At 72.1% G+C, this 17105-nt stretch carries 14 protein-coding genes and 1 tRNA gene; 4 read left to right on the top strand and 11 right to left on the bottom strand.

Annotated elements, in window-relative coordinates; all coding sequences use genetic code 11:
• Positions 1-61: 61 nt before the first annotated feature.
• Complete coding sequence (locus tag ACKUB9_RS14615) at positions 62-1267, bottom strand: ABC transporter substrate-binding protein (RefSeq protein WP_407524201.1); 1206 nt, start codon at positions 1265-1267, stop codon at positions 62-64.
• Here ACKUB9_RS14615 and ACKUB9_RS14610 point away from each other — a divergent pair.
• The 3 genes from ACKUB9_RS14610 to pstS all read left to right on the top strand — a co-directional run bounded on the left by ACKUB9_RS14610 (position 1188) and on the right by pstS (position 4483).
• Positions 1188-1562, top strand: coding sequence for a hypothetical protein (locus ACKUB9_RS14610; RefSeq protein WP_407524435.1), 375 nt, complete (start codon positions 1188-1190; stop codon positions 1560-1562). The genes ACKUB9_RS14615 and ACKUB9_RS14610 overlap by 80 nt on opposite strands.
• 83 nt (positions 1563-1645) lie before the next feature.
• Positions 1646-3358, top strand: coding sequence for a Na/Pi cotransporter family protein (locus ACKUB9_RS14605; RefSeq protein ID WP_407524199.1), 1713 nt, complete (start codon positions 1646-1648; stop codon positions 3356-3358).
• 54 nt (positions 3359-3412) lie between these two features.
• Positions 3413-4483 carry a phosphate ABC transporter substrate-binding protein PstS gene (gene pstS / locus ACKUB9_RS14600; RefSeq protein WP_407524197.1) on the top strand — a complete coding sequence of 357 codons (1071 nt, stop codon included), beginning with the start codon at positions 3413-3415 and terminating at the stop codon, positions 4481-4483.
• A 49-nt stretch (positions 4484-4532) separates the two neighbouring features.
• On the opposite strand, the gene ACKUB9_RS14595 is transcribed toward pstS, so the two are convergent.
• From ACKUB9_RS14595 to ACKUB9_RS14580, 4 genes are all read right to left on the bottom strand, one after another.
• A complete protein-coding gene (locus ACKUB9_RS14595; RefSeq protein ID WP_407524195.1) occupies positions 4533-5936 on the bottom strand; it encodes a DEAD/DEAH box helicase family protein in 1404 nt (467 codons plus the stop codon).
• A gap of 157 nt (positions 5937-6093) precedes the next feature.
• Positions 6094-6297, bottom strand: a complete 204-nt coding sequence (locus ACKUB9_RS14590; RefSeq protein ID WP_407524429.1) for a hypothetical protein — start codon at positions 6295-6297, stop codon at positions 6094-6096.
• Between the two features lie 150 nt (positions 6298-6447).
• Positions 6448-6532 (bottom strand) — tRNA-Leu (locus ACKUB9_RS14585).
• 46 nt (positions 6533-6578) lie between these two features.
• Entirely contained in the window at positions 6579-7721 is a 1143-nt protein-coding gene (locus tag ACKUB9_RS14580) for a ceramide glucosyltransferase (protein ID WP_407524193.1), read from the bottom strand.
• 153 nt (positions 7722-7874) lie between these two features.
• Between ACKUB9_RS14580 and ACKUB9_RS14575 the strand changes: the two genes are divergently transcribed.
• Positions 7875-9962, top strand: coding sequence for a prolyl oligopeptidase family serine peptidase (locus ACKUB9_RS14575; protein WP_407524191.1), 2088 nt, complete (start codon positions 7875-7877; stop codon positions 9960-9962).
• 2 nt (positions 9963-9964) lie between these two features.
• Here the strand turns inward: ACKUB9_RS14575 and solA are convergent, their stop codons facing one another.
• From solA to ACKUB9_RS14545, 6 genes are all read right to left on the bottom strand, one after another.
• Positions 9965-11146: an N-methyl-L-tryptophan oxidase gene (solA, locus tag ACKUB9_RS14570; protein ID WP_407524189.1), complete on the bottom strand. Its 1182-nt coding sequence runs from the start codon at positions 11144-11146 to the stop codon at positions 9965-9967.
• A 29-nt stretch (positions 11147-11175) separates the two neighbouring features.
• Entirely contained in the window at positions 11176-12321 is a 1146-nt protein-coding gene (locus ACKUB9_RS14565; RefSeq protein WP_407524187.1) for a M20 family metallopeptidase, read from the bottom strand.
• A 74-nt stretch (positions 12322-12395) separates the two neighbouring features.
• The gene (locus ACKUB9_RS14560; RefSeq protein ID WP_407524185.1) at positions 12396-12806 is read right to left on the bottom strand and encodes a DUF3325 domain-containing protein; all 411 of its coding nucleotides are present in this window, start codon (positions 12804-12806) and stop codon (positions 12396-12398) included.
• Positions 12803-14422, bottom strand: coding sequence for a PepSY-associated TM helix domain-containing protein (locus tag ACKUB9_RS14555; protein ID WP_407524183.1), 1620 nt, complete (start codon positions 14420-14422; stop codon positions 12803-12805). Before ACKUB9_RS14555 ends, ACKUB9_RS14560 begins: the two co-directional genes overlap by 4 nt.
• Positions 14419-14739, bottom strand: a complete 321-nt coding sequence (locus ACKUB9_RS14550) for an iron transporter (protein WP_407524181.1) — start codon at positions 14737-14739, stop codon at positions 14419-14421. Before ACKUB9_RS14550 ends, ACKUB9_RS14555 begins: the two co-directional genes overlap by 4 nt.
• Before the next feature lie 10 nt (positions 14740-14749).
• On the bottom strand, positions 14750-17104 hold the full coding sequence (locus tag ACKUB9_RS14545) for a TonB-dependent siderophore receptor (protein ID WP_407524427.1): 2355 nt from the start codon (positions 17102-17104) through the stop codon (positions 14750-14752).
• Between the last annotated feature and the right edge of the window lies 1 nt (position 17105).

The following is a 17105-nucleotide window of genomic DNA, read 5'->3' as shown; positions in this document are numbered from 1 at the left end:
CGCCGTGCGGCCGGCGGCGGCGCTCCGCGATGAGCGCCGCCCTCCATCCCGCCTTGCGCCGTCAGAGCTTGCCGACGAGGGGGCAGCCGCCCTGGCTCATGGGCTTGAAGGCCTGGTCGCCGGGGATCGTCGCAAGCTTGTTGTAGAGGTCCCACGGCCCCTTCGACTCGGCCGGCTTCTTCACCTCGAACAGGTACATGTCGTGGATCTTGCGCCCGTCCGGCCGGATCATGCCCTTGCCGAACAGCGGGTCGTCGGTGGGGTTGGCCTTCATCCACTCCATCACGACCTTCGCGTCCTTCGACTTCGTCGCCACGACGGCCTTCAGGTAGTGCATCAGTCCGGCGTACACGCCGGCCTGGTTCATGGTCGGCATGTTGCCGTTCGCCCGTTTCGCGAAGCGTTCCGAGAAGGCCCGCGTGCCGTCGTTCAGGTCCCAGTAGAAGGCCTCGGTGAGCACCAGCCCCTGCGCCGTCTGCAGGCCGAGCGCCTTGGCGTCGAGCACGTAGAACAGGAGCGCCGCGAGCTTCTGCCCACCCTGCGTGATGCCGAACTCGTTGGCCTGCTTGACCGCGTTGATGGTGTCGCCGCCGGCGTTCGCCAGCCCGATCACCTTGGCGCCCGACCCCTGCGCCTGCAGCAGGAAGGACGAGAAATCGTTGGCCGGGAACGGCACCTTGGCGGAGCCGAGGACCTTGCCGCCGTTCCGGGTGACGACGGCAGCGGTCTCGCTCTGGAGCGATTGGCCGAAGGCGTAATCCGCCGTCAGGAAGAACCACGTGTCGCCGCCGCGCTTGACCATGGCGCTGCCCGTGCCGTTGGCGAGGGCGTAGGTGTCGTAGGTCCAGTGCACGGTGTTGGGGGAGCATTGCGGCCCGGTCAAATCGGTGCTGCCGGCCCCCGAATCGATGAAGATCCTGTTCTTCTCGCGCGTGATCTGACTGACCGCGAGCGCGACCGACGACGTCGGCACGTCCAAGATGGCGTCGACCCCCTCCCGGTCGTACCATTGCCGGGCGATCCCGGCTCCGATGTCCGGCTTGTTCTGGTGATCGGCGGACACGATCTCGACGGTGACGTCCTTGCTGATCGCCGCGAAGTCCTCTGCAGCCAGTTGCGCCGCGACGACCGAGCCTTTGCCGCCGATATCCGAATAGACGCCCGACATATCGTTCAGGACACCGACCTTGACACTCGTCTGTGCCAGGACAGGTGCCGTCGACAGTGCGAAAAATCCGACGGACAGCAGCAATTGCTTCACATTCATCGAGCGAGCCTCCCGACCTGAACTGGTTCTCGGTGCAGAAGGTGCTACTCGGCCGGACTCGTCAAGCACGAAGATGGCCGCCGGCCGGTCGGAGCAGGTGCCGGTCCGGTGGCGCAATCGGCGTCGCTTCCTGCGTCGCCGCTTCGATCGTGCGGGCCCGATCTCCCACGATGGCGACGGGAAGCGGATCAGCCGGATCGCCCGCCGTACCGGATTCTCGCCGCCGCGCGCCGTGGCGATCCGGGCGGGTCACGAGCAACCGGATGAAGCCGCAGCCACGGTCGGGCAGATCTGACCGTCATGCCTCCGTCATCATGAAGTTCCTAAAAATTCCATCGGCGCGTCAGGGTCGACCGCGGCATCGGCGGAGCACACGACATGCAGCAGGTCGACCTCTTCACGCAGGTGATCGTCCCGGTCATCGGCGGCCTGGGCATCTTCATGCTCGGCCTCGAGTTCATGTCGAACGGCATCCAGTCGCTCGCCGTCAACAAGATGCGCGCTCTGCTTGCGCGCATCGCCGGAACACCCGCCAAAGGTGTACTCGCCGGCACCTTCATCACCGGCGTCATTCAATCCTCGACAGCCATGACCGTCATGGTGGTCGGCCTCGTCAACGCCGGCGTGGTCGGCCTGCGTCCGGCGATCGCCGTCATCATGGGCGCCAATATCGGCACGACGCTCGGCAACGGGCTCATCGCCCTGCCGCTCGGGCCGCTCGGCCTCCTGCTCGCCGGCATCTTCGCGCTCATCCACATCTTCGCGAAGACCGACCGGATCAAGAACATCGCGCTCGCCTGCATGGGCTTCGCGCTCATCTTCTACGGCCTCAACCTGATGACCGGGGGCCTGCGTCCGCTGCGCTCGATGCCGGAGGTGATGTCGGTCATCTCCTCGCTCCGGGCCGACACCTACCTCAACCTGATCTACTGCGTCCTGATCGCGGCCGGCATCACGGCCATGATCCACTCCTCGTCGGCCACGATCGGCATCGTCATGGGCCTGGGTGCGGCCGGCATCCTCGACTGGAAGACGGCGGTCGCCTTCTCGCTCGGCGCGGATCTCGGCACGACCATCACGTCCTGGATGGCGTCGCTGAACCTGTCGAAGAACGCCAAGCGCGCGGCCTACGCCCACATCTCCTTCAACATCATCGGCGTGATGGTCACCGTTCCGCTGTTCTTCGTCTCGATGGACGTGCTCACCTGGGCGATGCAGTGGTTCGGCGGCGATCCGGGCGTGCCGGTCGTCGTCAACGGCAAGGAGACCTTTCCGCTCGTGCCGGTGGCGGTCGGTGTCTATTCCACCTTCTTCAACATCTTCAACACGCTGCTGCTCTATCCCTTCGTGGGCGTGTTCGAGCGGGTGCTGATGAAGGTCGGGGCCTCCTCGCTGGACGACGTCGAGGACTACGCGCAGCCCCGCTTCCTCACGGGCGAGGCGGCGCGCGATCCCGCGACGGCGCTTCCCGCCATCCGCCGCGAGATCGGCCGCTACCTGGAGGCGGCGCTGCTGCTGCTCGACATCGCCCGCGGCAAGCCCGACGCGCCCGACAAGATCGAAGAACACTACGCGGCCATGGACGTGCTCAACCGCGAGATCCGGTCCTACACGGCCGGCCTGTTCAAGGCGGATCTCCCCTATGCGCGCGCCGACCTCGTGGCGAGTCTCATCGAGGAGGAGGACTTCACGGCGAGCCTCGGGGAAACGCTTCACCAGATCGCCCGGCGCGTCGAGCGCCAGCCCTTCGGACCGGCCGGCCGCGCCCTCGTCGACCGCATGATCGGCGACGTGGCGGACGCGATGCGCGCCGTGGTGCCCATCGATCAAGCCAGCCCGCCCGTCGCGGCCGACGCCGCCTCCCGCCTGCCGGCCGTCGCCGAGATGCGCGCGCAGGCGCTGCGGCTCGGGGCCGACCTGCCGTGGGAGGAGCGCGGCGCGATCCTGGCGCTGCTCGGCAGCGCGGAGCGCGCCTACTTCCTGATCGAGCGGCTCGATGCCGAGCGGCAATCGGTGTCGCGGGAGATCGCCGCCTCGTCCGAGGCGCCGCGCGAGGTCGGCGGCCTCGGACCGGTTCCCGCCCCAATCTGACCCGATCGCCCGCGGCGCCGTCGACCGGCGCGCCCCGACCTGCGGTGGACCCTCATGCTTCGCGACCTCCGCCCCTCCGGGCGCTCCAGCCTCCCAGCCGTGCTGTGCGCGGTCCTGATGGCCGCGGCGGCGTGGCTGCCGGCCGCTCCGGCGGAGGCCCAGGACATCGCCGGCGCCGGCTCGACCTTCGTCCAGCCCCTGCTGAACCGCTGGTCGCAGGACTACCTGCAGGCCGAGCGGACGGCCGAGTTCCAGCCGGTGGGGAGCGGCCTGGATTACGAGGCGGTCGGCTCGCAGGCGGGCGTGATGCGCCTGACGGAACGGGCGGTGGACTTCGCGGCCACCGAGGTGCCGCTGTCCGACGACGAACTGGCGCGCTACGCGGTGCGTCAATTCCCGATCGTCGTCGGCGGCATCGTCGTCGCCGTGAACATCGAGGGCCTGGGCGACGCGCCGCTGCGGCTCAACGGCGAGGTGTTGGCCGACATCTATCTCGGCAAGGTGACCTCCTGGGCGGACCCGGCGGTCGCCGCCCTCAACCCCGACATGCGCCTGCCCGACGCGCGGATCACGCCGGTCCGTCGCGCCGACGGGTCCGGCACGACCTACGCCTTCACGGATTTCCTCGCGCGGGCCAGTGCCGCGTGGCGCCCGATCGGCGTCGGCCAGACCGTCGCGTGGCCGACGGGGCTGGCCGCGAAGGGAAACGACGGCGTCGCCCGGACCGTCCGGGAGACGAAGAACGCGATCGGCTACGTCGACTTCGCCTCCGCGCAGCGGGCGGGCTTGAGGCGGGCGGCCCTCCTCAACCGGGCGGGCCGGTTCGTGGTCCCGGAGCCGGAGGCCTTCCGGGCCGCCGCGGCCGGCGCCGACTGGCGGAGCGGCCGGGCGTCCGCGACGTCGCTGGTCGACGCTGCGGGGGAGGGCGCCTATCCGATCGTCGCCGTGACCTACGTGGTGCTTCCCGCCGCCACGCCGCCCGGCCGCGCCACCCGCAGCGCGCTGACGTTCTTCGACTGGGGCCTGGAGCGCGGGGCATCCGCGGCGGCCGGCCTCGGCTACGTCCCGTTGCCGCCGCCAGCGGTCGAGCAGGTCCGCGCCTCCTGGTCGGCCGCCAAGCGCTAGAAGGCCCTCGTCGTCGCGTGAGGGGTGACGGCTCGGACGTGCCTCGCCGTCACGGCTCGCCATGGGTGACCGCGTCCGACAGGACGGCCGCGAGGGCATCCGCCATGGCCGTGTCGTCGCCCGCCATGCCGTCCATCGCCGCCATCCGGGTGACGGCGGTGGCGGCGATCCGCTCCTCCACGGTGTCTTCCGCATAGGCGTAGTAGATCACCGCATGCTGCCCGTCTCGGTGGCACCGGCCCTCGATCTGCTGCAGCTGGATCGCGCTGTGGCGCATGTCGTGGATCACGAGCGCGCGCGGCCTCTCGCCGCCGGGCAGCTCGTGCTGGTGCAGCGAGATCGACTCCGTGACCGTGAAGATGACGGCATCGAGCAGGCCCTGCTGGAAGGCGAGCCGCGTCGCCTCGTTCGCATCGGCCGGCTGCTGCCCGTTGATCTCGCCCACGCGCCAGCGCTGCCCGCGCAGGTTTTCCGCCAGCAGCGCCGAGGTCTCCAGGAACGCGACCGAGACCGCGACCTGCTCGCCGTTGGCCAGAAGATCGCTCGCGAAGGCGGCACTGCCCGCGACGCGCAGGAGGCTCGCCTTCTGCCGGAAGCGCAGGTCCGCCGCCCAGCCTGCCGGGCGCCGGGTGGAGCCGCCGAGGAGCCCGAACTCGCGGCGGAACTCGCGCCAGGACGCCTCGTACAGGCGGCGCTCCTCGGCGCCGAGCGCGGTCGGGGCGAGCTCCCGCTGCACCTCCGGCCAGCCGGCGATGTCGGCGGGACGGCGCCTCAGGCCGATCGCGTCGCGGCCCCTGTAGAGCAGATCCGCCATCACGCGCCGGTCGCGCTCGTTGGGGGTCCAGGACCAGTTCGTCCAGCGCCCCTTCGCCCGACCGATCCCGAGCGCGCGCATCAGCACGCGGAAATCGGCCAGGGACGACACGGGCCGCCCGGCGGCGTGGCCGAGCAGGCGGCCGAGGTAGAACAGCTCGTGCGGCGCCTGCCCGGCCGTCGCGCTCATGTAGAGGGCGAACGTCGCCTGATCGGCGAGCTGGCGGCAGGCCATGCTCTGCTGGGCGTAAGGGTTGCGCAGGCGGTGCGCCTCGTCGAACACCACCACGGGCCACGCCCGCTTGAGCCGCCCCTCACGGGCCAGTTCGTTGTTGCGCGCGCGGACCGAGCGCCGGGTGCTCGCTGCCGGCGGCGCGAACAGCGCCTTCGTGCGCTCGTAGTTGATCAGCGTCACGGCCTTCTCGGCGAGGCCGCTGTTCGCGATCGTCCGCCGCCATTGCGGCAGGCCGCCCTTCGGGCAGACCACGAGGATGTCGCGCTCGGGCATGGCAGCCAGGGCGGTCCACGCGGACAACGTCTTGCCGAGCCCGGTCATGTCGCCGAGGAGGAAGCCGGGCCGGCCCTCCGCGCGGTGAGCGAGAATCGCCTCGCGCGCCTCGCGCTGATGGGCGCGGGGCACGAGGCGGAGGGACTCGGTCTCGGCTGACATCGCGTGGAGAGGCTGGGGCCGTCTGGACCGGGGCGCACCCCCCACCGCCCACGCGGCGGGGAAGGCCGGTCAGCGCCGAACGGGCCGGCGTGACCGTCCTGGGTGGCAGATCGCGGTTCGGTGCGGACTATCGCCGCCCGGACGCCCCCGCATGCAGGTCCCGCTCGACGGCGGCGAGCGCGCTGGCATGCGCCTTGGCTTCGGTGACGTGCGGCCGGTCGGATCGCTCGACGAGCTTGCCGCGCTTGCGGATGGCCCACTGGTACTGGCCGCCCGGCTTGGTGAGGGGGGCGACTTCGATGGAATAGGGGTGAATGCTCTCGTCAGTCATACCCGCCATATAGGGGTTTCCGCCGGCCGGTGCCACCCGCGCCAGCCGCAAGGCGGCACTTCGCCGAGCGCGACCGTGAGAGCTGCGGCGTCGGCAGGGTATCGGAAGGAGCCCGACAGGGCCGGCATCCACGGAACGTCGGAGGGGTGGTGGTGCCCGCAGAGGGAATCGAACCCCCACGCCTTGCGGCTGACGATTTTGAGTCGTCCGCGTCTACCAATTCCGCCATGCGGGCCCGGCGCCGGTCTGCCGTGGGGCCGACCGGGTGTCAATCCCGTGCGTCAGGCCGGCGCGTCCGCTTCGAGCCGCGCCGCGGCCTTGGTGGGGATGTCCATCGCGGTGCCGCGCCAGACGATGCCGCGGGCCACCCAGGCGGCGAGCCAGAGCGGCGGCAGCAGCAGGTCGCGCGCGAGGCAGGCGGCCGGCATCCGCCAGGAGCGGTGCCAGCCGTTGCGGGCGGCGAGCCCCCATTCCGCGCCGTACCACAGGCCGAGGACCGCCATCGCGGCGAGGCCGCCCGGCAGGCCGCCGCCGGCCGCGACGCAGCCGAGGATTGCCGGCGGCACGGCGCTGGTGCCGATCTCGGGGGCGAAGAACAGCGGGAAGGTGACGCGGCGCAGCCGCGCCCACCGCACCTGGCGCGACCAGATTTCGGCGAGCCGGCGCGGCCCGAGCGGCTGCGGGAAGGGGGCGCCCACGAGGTGGACCCGCCGGCCGGCCGCCCGCACCAGCTTCGTCGCCGCCGCATCCTCGGCGATCTCCGCGCCGAGCGCCCGGATCCCGCCCTGCGCGTCGAGAAAGGGGCGGTGCCAGAGCATGCTCTTCCCCTGCGCGAAGCCGAGGCCGAGGCTCTCGCCCGCGTATTGCCAGCGCGCCTGCAGGGTGTTGAGGAAGGCGCATTCCACCTCGGCCCAGAAACCCTGCGGCCGGGCGCCCACCGGGGTCGAGCAGACGAGGCCGGTGTCCGGCCGCCACGCGGCCCGCAGGATCTGCAGGTAGTCGGGCGGCATCAGCACGTTCGAATCCGCCAGCACGATCCAGTCGTGGCGCGCCGCCTCCCAGCCCCGCACGCAGTTGTTGAGCTTCGGGTTCGCGCTCACCCGCTCGTCGCCGATGATCAGGCGCGCGGGCACGCCGGGATGCTCCTCCATCAGCCGGCGCACCAGCGGCACGATCGGGTCGCCCGCCCGCGCGACGCAGAAGACCAGCTCGTAGGCCGGATAGGCGAGGTGGAAGCCCGAGCGCAGTGTTTCCTCGCTGAAGGTCTCCAGCCCGCAGACCGGGCGCACGATCGAGATCGGCACCGGCGCCGTCGCCCCGCCCCGCCGGGTGCGGCCGATGCGGCCCATCGCGATCGCGAGGCTGCCGAGGTTGATCAGCATCAGGCCGAGGCAGAGGGCGGCGGCGAGGGCGGTGCCGGTCATGCGGGATCCTGGAACGAACCGTCGGGGCGGCGAACCGCACGGTTCCTCAAACCCGCGCCGTGTTGCAGCCGTGTGACGAACCCGCCCCCCTGGACGCTCGACACCATCCGGCTAGGTTCCGCGGAGACCTCCTGCCCGCCCGGACCGCTCCCGATGCTCCAGCCCGATCTGCGCCCGACCCTCGCGGCGCCCGACGACGACCCGTACCTGTGGCTGGAGGAGATCGACGGAGCGCGCCCGCTCGCCTGGGTCGAGGCGCAGAACGCCGCGACCCTGGAGGCCTACGCGGACGGGCGCTTCGCCGCCGACCGGGACGGCCTGAAGGCCGCCCTCGACCGGCCGGACAAGATCCCGGGCGTCACGCGCCGCGGCGGACGTCTCTACAATTTCTGGCAGGATGCCGAGCACCCGCGCGGCCTGTGGCGGCGCACGACGCTCGAGTCCTACCGCAGCGACGAGCCGGCCTGGGAGGTGCTGCTCGATCTCGACGCGCTCGCCCGCGAGGAGAACGAGGATTGGGTCTGGGCCGGCGCGATCAGCCTGCCGCCCGCCCATGAGCGGGTGCTGCTCCAGCTCTCGCGCGGCGGCGGCGACGCCACGCTGCTGCGCGAGTTCGACCTTCCGACGCGGCGCTTCGTGCCGGACGGTTTCGCGCTGCCGGAGGGCAAGAGCTATCCGGCGTGGCTCGACGCCGACACCGTGCTGCTGGCCAGCCCGCTCGGCGAGGATATGGCCACGCATTCGGGCTATGCCCGCACCGTGCGCCTGTGGCGCCGCGGCACCGATCCGATGCAGGCGCCCGTCCTCTTCGTGGCCGCACCCGAGAGCATGGTGGTGTACGGCGCCCCAGACCGGGGCGTGGAGCCGGAGCGGGTCGTGTTCGTGGAGCGCACCGGCTTCTTCGACGCCGCGATCCACATCGGCGACCGCATCGGGCCGAAGACCCGGCTCGATCTGCCCACCGACGCCGAGGCGCAGTGGCACCGCGGCTTCCTCGCGGTGCGCCCGCGCAAGCCCTGGACCGTGGGGGCGACGACCTACACCCCCGATACCGTGCTCGGCATCGGGCTCGACGCCTTCCTGGCGGGCGAGCGCAGCTTCCGGGTGCTGTTCGAGCCGGGGCCGCGCCGCGCCCTGCAGGGCTTCTTCTGGACCGGCGGCCAGCTCGTCCTGTCGGTCCTCGACGACCTCACGGCGCGCTTCCCCGTCTTCACGCCCTCGCCCGAGGGCTGGAGCGAGAGCGCGGTGGGCGGGCTGCCGGAACTCGGCATGGTGCAGGTCTGGTCCTTCGACGGCGAGGAGGAGGAATCGAACGGCGACCTGCTCGCCGCGGCCAACGATCCCGTCACGCCCGCGACCCTGATGCTGACGCGCTCAGGCTCCGCCGCCCCTGCCGTGCTGCGCCAAGCTCCCGCGCTGTTCGATGCGGACGGCCTCGTGGTCACGCGCCACGAGGCGGTGTCGGTGGACGGGGAGAGGATCCCCTACGTGCAGGCGGGACCGCCGGGGGAGACCGGCGAGGCGCCGGTGCATCTCTCCGGCTACGGCGGCTTCCAGGTCTCGAACCTCGCGGGCTACTCGGCGGTGATCGGCCGGCTGTGGCTCGCCAAGGGCGGCACGCGGGTCGTCGCCAACATCCGCGGCGGCGGCGAGTTCGGCACGCGCTGGCACGAGGCCGGGCGGCGCGAGGGCAAGGCGCTCAGCCACGACGATTTCGCCGCGGTGGCGGCCGACCTCGTGCGCCGGGGCGTGACCCGGCCGCAGCGCATCGCCGCCGAGGGCGGTTCGAACGGCGGCCTCCTCGTCGCCAACATGCTGACCCGCTACCCCGAGCGGTTCGGCGCGCTGCTGTGCACCATCCCGCTCATCGACATGCGCCGCTACCACCGGCTCTTGGCCGGCGCGAGCTGGGTCGCCGAGTACGGCGACCCGGAGGCGGCCGAGGACTGGGCCTTCCTGCAGCACATCTCCGCCTACCACGCGGCGGAGCCCGGCCGGCCCTACCCGCCGATCCTGATCGCCACGACACGCCGCGACGACCGGGTGCATCCGGGCCACGCCCGCAAGATGGCCGCCAAGCTCCAGGCGATGGGTTACGACGCCCGCTTCTACGAGCCGGAGGCGGGCGGCCACTCCTACGGCAAGAACAGCGCCGAGACGGCCGCCTTCGCGGCGCTCGGGATGGCCTTCCTGCGCCGGTCGATCGGCTGGGAGCCGCAGGTGGCCGGGGGCGTGGCCTGATCTCAGGCCGCGAAGCGCGCGAGCCGGAAGGGCGCGAGGTCGATGGCTGAGCGGCCGGTGGCCACCCGCTCGGCCAAAGCCGCGCCGACCCCGGCCGAATGCTTGAAGCCGTGGCCGGAACAGGCCGAGACCACGAGGATGCGGTCCGAATCCGGGTGGTCGTCGATGATGAAGTGGTGGTCGGGGGTGACCGTGTAGAGGCAGGCCGCCGCCTCCACGACGCGCGCAGTCACGCCGGCGAGGCGCCCTGCGACGTGGGCGCGGTGGAAGTCCTGCGATTCCTCGGACGCGACGACCCGCACGGCGGTCTCGGCCCGCGTCGCGGTCCGGTACTGCTCGGTCGCGAGCTTGATGCGGCGCTCGCCCGGCATCGGCGGGAAGCCGTAGAGGTAGTCGCCGGCGCGCGGCCCGTGCATCCAGATGAAGGCCGGCGCGGCCGTCCCGTAGGCGGCCTCGTCGTCGAGGGCGAACCAGTGCAGCACCTGCCGGCGCACCGTGAGGAGGCGATCGAACGGCGCACCGAGGAGCGGTGCCGCCCAGGCCCCCGCGGCCACCACCGCGCGCTCTGCCCGGATGGTCCCCGCCTCGGTCTCGATCCGCACCGCGCCGGTCTCCGGCACGATCGCCCGGACCGTGAGCCCGGCGCGGATCTCCGCCCCGAGTTCGGTGGCGCGGCGCAGCTGCGCGGCGATGCAGGCCTCCGGCCGGACGTAGCCGCCGCCGGGCTCGAAATAGGCCCGCTCCGCGCCGGTGAGCCCGAGGAACTGGGGAAAGCGCCGGCCGATTTCGGCGCCGTCCAGCACCGCGTGCGGGATGGCGCAGGCCGCGGCGCAGGCGATCGAGCGGTCGACGAAGTCGGGCTGCCCGTGATGGATGGCGTCGCTGTCGCCCGCACTCATCACCAGGAGGCCGCAGGCGGTGAGCAGGCGCTCGCCGGTGGCCGCCTCCAGCTCGCGCCAGATCCGGTGCGCCGCGACCGCGAACGGTCCGTAGACCGGCCCCTCGCCGACGCCCTGGCGGGTGATGCGGCTCTCGCCGTGGCTCGATCCCATCGCGTGGGGCGGCGCGAAGCGGTCGATGCCGATGGCGCTAAGACCGCGCCGGGCGAACTGGTAGAGCGCCGCGCTGCCCATCGCGCCGAGGCCGATCACCGCGACGTCGGCTTTGGTCGGGGTCGAAGGCATCAGGGGCCTCGGCAGGGGAGGAGAGGGGCTCAGCGGCACCAGTCCCGGATCAGCGCGGCGTAGATCCGCTCGGCCGTCACGATGGCGTCCGTCGCGCACCACTCGTCGGTCTGGTGCGCCTGCCCGGGCTCGCCCGGGCCGAGGATCACGGTCGGGCAGCCTCCGTAGGCGCCCTGCAGCACCGAGCCGTCGGTGAAGTAGGGCAATCCGATCACCTCGCCGATCACCTCGCCGATCTTCCCGCCCGCGCCCGGCCCGACCTCCCGGACGATGCGGGCCGCGGCGGTCGCGAACGGGTCGTCCGGGGCGGTCCCGACGGCGGGCAGGTCGGCGAGCGGGGGATCGAGCGCGACCTCCGGCCCCATCGCCTCCCGCAGCCGGTCGAGCGTGGCGGCGTGGTCCTGTCCCGGCAGCGTGCGCAGGTCGAGGGTGAAGGTGCAGCTGTCCGGGATGACGTTCACGGCCTCGCCGCCGTGAAGGCTCGTCACCGCGAGCGTCGGCGCGCCGAGCAGCGGATGGGCGGGCAGATCGATCGCGAAGCCGCGCAGGGCCTCGGCCGCCCGCGTCGCCTTGAGCACTGCGTTGTCGCCGAGATCGGGCATCGACCCGTGCGCCGTCGCGCCGCGGGTGCGCGCCCGCAGGTGCAGCGCGCCCTTGTGGGCGAGGGCCAGACGGTTGGCGGTCGGCTCGGCCACCACGAGGCCGCTCGCCTCCGCCAGCACGTCCTGCCGGGCGAGGTCGGCGGCACCGCGGCAGCCGGTCTCCTCGCCGGCCGTCAGCACCAGGGTGATCCCGCGGGCCGGCGCGGGGGCCGTGCGCGCCCGCGCGACGACGGCCGCCACGAAGGCGGCGACCCCGGCTTTCATGTCCGAGGTGCCGCGCCCGTAGAGGCGCCCGTCGCGGATCTCGCCGAAGGGATCGACCGACCACGTCGCGCTGCCGAGCGGCACCGTGTCGAGGTGGCCGGTGAACACCAGGGGCGCGAGCGCCGCGTCGGTGCCCGCGAGCCGGGCGATCAGGCTCGTGCGGCCGGGGGCGAAGGCGTGCTCGGTGACGGCGAGGCCCGCCTCCCGCAGGAGCGCTGCCAGATGCGCCGCGCAGGCCTCTTCCGTGCCGGGCGGGCTGATCGTGTCGAAGCGCACGAGGTCGAGCGCCAGGGCTACGGACTCTTCCATCGGGTGGACTTTCCTCGCAGGGACGTGTCGCCCAGGGTGCGGCCGCCGGGCCTTCGCGGCAAGCCGCCGCGGCGTCAGCGCCCGCCGCCCTGCGGCGGTGCATCCTCGCTGCCGTGCTGGCTCGCGGTGCGCCACGACGGGTCGAGGAGCAGGGCCGCGGGCGCGGCGACGACGGCCAGGGCCGAGGCGAACATCATCCAGCGGACGGCGCGCGGGCGGTAGGACAGGGTCACGACCAGCAGGAGGCCCGCGCCGATCAGCGACCCGAGCCACTGCACCGGCCCGAAGTTCCACCCGTCGAGCCCGGCGGCGACGAGGAGCGAGAGGAGGATCAGGCTCCAGCCGGCGGCCCGCAGCAGCACGGCGCGCCCCGGCGCCAGGGCGGCGGTGGAGACGGCACCGTGATGCCGCGGGAGGCTGAAGCACAGGGCGCACAGCCCGAGGAAGCCGAGGCCGAGATTCAGCGCGACGACGAGGGGAGTCATGCCCGTTCGCGCCGCAATCCGGCTTCCTCGCGCCCGGCCGAAACGGGCTGGACCGCGGTGCGGGCCTGGGCGGCCGGCCTCGGCCGTGCCTCGGCATTGCTCCGGCGCCCGCGCGTAGGGGCGACGTAGCGGGTGATCTTGTGCGCGATGAGCGCGAAGGCCGCCGCCAGGGCCAGCATGGCCGCGTCGAAACCGAGGAACCACGCGGGATCGTCCCAGACCGTGCGGGCCGTCAGCACGTCCGCGACCGCGACCGCGACGAACAGGCCGGCGGCGAGCGCCATCGCGCCGCTCCAGGCCCGGCGCGGCGGCGGCACGAAGGCCGCCAGCGTCACGGCGAGCCACGTGCCGAAGAAGGCCCAGATCTCCCACGCTGCGCGCCCGGCGAGGTCGAGCGGCAGGAGCCGGTTCGCCAGGAAGAAGGCCGCGACTGCGGCCGGCAGGCCCGCGACGGTGCCGACGTTCAGGCCGTGAACGAGACGCCAGCCGAGACCGGGCGCCTGCCCGGCCTTCGGCAGGCGCGCCACCGTCCAGAGCACGAGCCCGGTCGCCACCATCGCGCTGCCCATCAGCCCGCAGAGGAAGAAGAGCAGCCGCAGCACGGGTCCGGCGAAATGGGCCTCGTGCAGCCCCACCATCGTGGTGAAGGTCTTGGCGGCCGGACGCAGGCCGCCGGCCCGCACCTCGACCACCGCGCCCGTCGTCCCGTCGAAGGCGACCTGCGGGTGCTCGTGCGAGAGGCCGTGCGGCTCCTCGAACACCGCCACGACCGTGGCATTGGCGTCCTTCGGGTTGACGATCGTCAACCGTTCGAGCGGCTCGTGGATCGTCGCGACCGCCGCGCGCACCATCGGGCCGATCGGCGCCAGCACGCCGGGGCGCTCAGCGGCCGGGCGCGGCTGCGTGATCTGGCCGGATTCGGCGAAGAAGGCCCGCTGGTCCCCCTTATAGGCCGCCGTCACGCCCCAGGGCATGTACAGCAGGGCGAGCGTCACGACGCCCGTGTAGGTGATCATCAGGTGGAACGGCAGCGCCAGCACGCCGGTGACGTTGTGCGCATCGAGCCAGCCGCGCTGCGCCGCCTTGTCCCGGCGCAGGGTGAAGAAGTCCACGAAGATGCGCCGGTGCGTGATGACGCCGCTCACCAGCGCGACCAGCATGATCATCGAGCAGATGCCGACGATCCAGCGTCCCCAGAGCGGGGGCAGGTGCAGCTCGAAGTGGAAGCGGTAGAAGAAGTCGCCCCCCTTCGTCTCGCGGCGCGCGGCCGGCTCGCCGGTGCGGGCGTCGAGCTGGACCAGGTTCGGCGGCGCGCCGGGCCGCGTGCGCCAGAACAGCTCGATCAGCGGCCGGTCGGGCTGCGGCAGCCCGATGAACCACATCCGCGCCTCGCCGGCATGGGCCTGCATGTGGGCGACGGCGAATTCGGCCGCCCGGGCCTGGGCCTCGGGCGTGATCGTCGCCTCACGCCGCAGCTCGGGCTGCATCCAGCGGGTGATCTCGCCCCGGTAGTAGCTCGCCGTGCCGGTGACGAAGACCGCGAACAGCACCCAGCCGACGATCAGGCCCGACCAGGTGTGCAGCCAGGCCATGCTCTGGCGGAAACCTTTTCTCATGCTGCAACCCCGAGCGGAGGAGCGCCCATCACCAGCCAGAGCGCAGCGCCGAGCAGGGCGGCCACGATCCCGACGATGGCGAGGGCGCGCAGGAGAGTGCGCGTCGCGAACACCACGATCACGACCACGACCATGATCGTGAAGCTGAGCAGCGTCGCCGTTGTGACCGCCTCCGCCCGCGAGAGCGGCAGGGTCAGCGACAGCAGCGCCGTCGCGAGCGCGGCGACGCCGTAGCCGCCACCGACGGCCAGGACGATGCGGCCGAGCACGGCCGCACGCCCGAGGAGAGCCGCCGCAGCGGTGGGGGTCCGGGTCATCCCGCGCGTCTTACCAGCGATAGCGCAGGGCCGCATAGACCGTGCGCGGCAGGCCGTAGAAGCAGGTCGCGTACGAGAAGCAGCCGGTCACGTAGCGCTCGTCGAGCAGGTTCTGCGCGTTGACCTGGAGGTCGAAGCCCGTGAGCTTGGGGTCGAGATACTTGAGGTCGTAGCGAGCGAAGGCGTCGACCAGCACGCTCTCGGGGACCCGGAAGGTGTTGGCCGGGTCGCCCCACGACCCGCCGAGGTAGCGCACACCGCCTCCGAGGCTGAGGCCGAGCATCGGGCCGGATTGGATGCGGTAGTCGAGGAACAGCGAGGCGGTCCGGTCCGGCACCTGAACCGGGCGCAGCCCGACGAGCGGCACCTGCTGGCCGGTGACTTGGTTGTAGGTGGTGCTGGTGTCGCGGGTGTTGCGCAGGTCGAGGAACGAGACGCCGCCGATCAGGTTCAGGCCCTCGGCGAGGGTGGCCTTCGCCTCGAACTCGACGCCCTGCACCCCGACCTCGCCGGTCTGGAGGCTGAAGCCGTTGTTGGCCGGGTCCGGCGTCAGCGAGTTGGAGCGCTTGATGTCGAAGGCCGCCGCGGTGAGCAGGATGTTGGTGCCGGGCGGCTGGTACTTGATGCCGGCCTCGTACTGCCGGCTGGAGATCGGCTCGGGAATGCGGCCCGCGTTGCCGAAGGCCGGGTCGAAGATGCGCCCGTTGGTGATCGGCTCGAACGCCTCGCTGTAGGAGACGTAGGGAGCGACGCCGCTGTCGAACAGGTAGAGCAGGCTCGCCCGGTAGGTCATGGCGTCCGCCGGCACGTTCTGGAACGCCGAGACGCCGGTGGCGAGCGTGGTGGTCGGCCCCTTCTGGCGCGCCACGTCGTAGCGCCCGCCCAGCGTCAGGACGAGGCGGTCGAGCTTGATCTGGTCCTGCAGGTAGACGCCGGTCTGCTCGGCGGTGATGGTGGAGTCCGTGGTGTAGGGCGGGACCGCGAAGTTCTGGTCGTAGTTGGGAAACAGCGCGTTCAGCGCCGTCGCCGGCAGGAACGGTCCCGAGAGGGTCCGGGTCTGGAGGGTCTGGTGATCGACGCCGAGCAGGGCGGTATGGGCGAAGATGCCGGTGTCGAACTTGGCCTCGAAGTAGTTGTCGATGGTGTAGGCGTCGATGCCGACCTGGGTCGCGATGCGCGAGCGGCTGATCAGCGGCCCGGTGGTCAGCGTCGTCGGCGGGAACAGCGGGGTGACGGAGCTGAACGAGGTGTAGACGCTGCGGTAATCGCCTTCCGAGCGCAGGTAGCGCCCGGCCGAGTGGAAGCGGAATGCCTCGTTGAAGCGGTGGTCGAGGATGTAGCTGACGGAGGCCTGGGTGCGGTCCGACTGCTCGAATCGGCGGTCGCCGTCGTAGAAGTTGACCGGCAGGCGACCGACGATGCCGTTGCCGAAATCGCGCGGAAAAACCGTGCCGAAGGCCGGGAAGCCGCCGTAGAAGCCCGAGAACGGGTCGCGCTGGTAGAGGCCGAGCACCGTGAGCGAGGTATCGGCGGAGGGGCGCCAGGTGATGCTGGGCGCGATGAAGGCGCGCTCGACCTTCGTGGTCACCACCGGCCCGTCGCCGGTCCAGCCGAGCCCGATCACCCGGTAGGCGAACTGCTCGGTTCCCGGCACCGTCGTCTCGGAGGTGATCGGACCGCCGACGTCGAAGCCGCCGCGCACCTCGCTGAAGCCGCCGCCCTGCACGAAGATCTCGCCGTGGCGGAAGAATTGCGGAACCTTGGAGACGAGGTTGACGATGCCGCCGGGCCCGGCCTGCCCGTACAGGACGGAGGCCGGCCCCTTGATGATGTCGATGCGCTCCAGGCGATAGGGATCGACCGACGGGAACGCGTCGCGGCTGCCGGGCAGACGCAGGCCGTCGAGGTACAGCGGCGCCGTGAAGCCGCGGATCGAGAATTGCTCGAGGCGCGTCGATCCGGCGCCGCCCCGCTGCTCGGTGGTGACGCTCGGCGTGTAGCGCAGGGCCTGATTGATGGTGAGGGCGTTCTGGTCCTCGAGCTGCTCGCGGCCGATGACGGAGATCGACTGGGCCGTCTCGACGAGTGGCGTGTCCGTCTTCGTGCCCACCACGCTGCGGGAGGCGACGTAGCCCGGCACCGGGCCGCGCGGGCCGCCGGGCGCCGTGCCGGCCGCGTTCGTCGACCGGCCGACACCCTCGACGTCGATGGCGTCGAGGGCGACCTCGCCCCCGTCCTGGGCCGCGGCCGTCAGGATGCTGCCGCATCCGAGCAGCAGCCCCGCCGCCAGATTCCGCCCGAGCCGCATGCGATCGTTGCCACGGCGGTATTGCGGGGAGAACGGAGCGGCACTCGGCATGATCAGA

This window comes from Methylobacterium oryzisoli, from assembly GCF_046557895.1.
In the GTDB taxonomy this organism is placed as follows: Bacteria; Pseudomonadota; Alphaproteobacteria; order Rhizobiales; family Beijerinckiaceae; genus Methylobacterium; species Methylobacterium oryzisoli.
The sequence above is the reverse complement of the archived record's forward strand: the minus strand, read 5'-3'. Positions and strand labels throughout refer to the sequence as shown.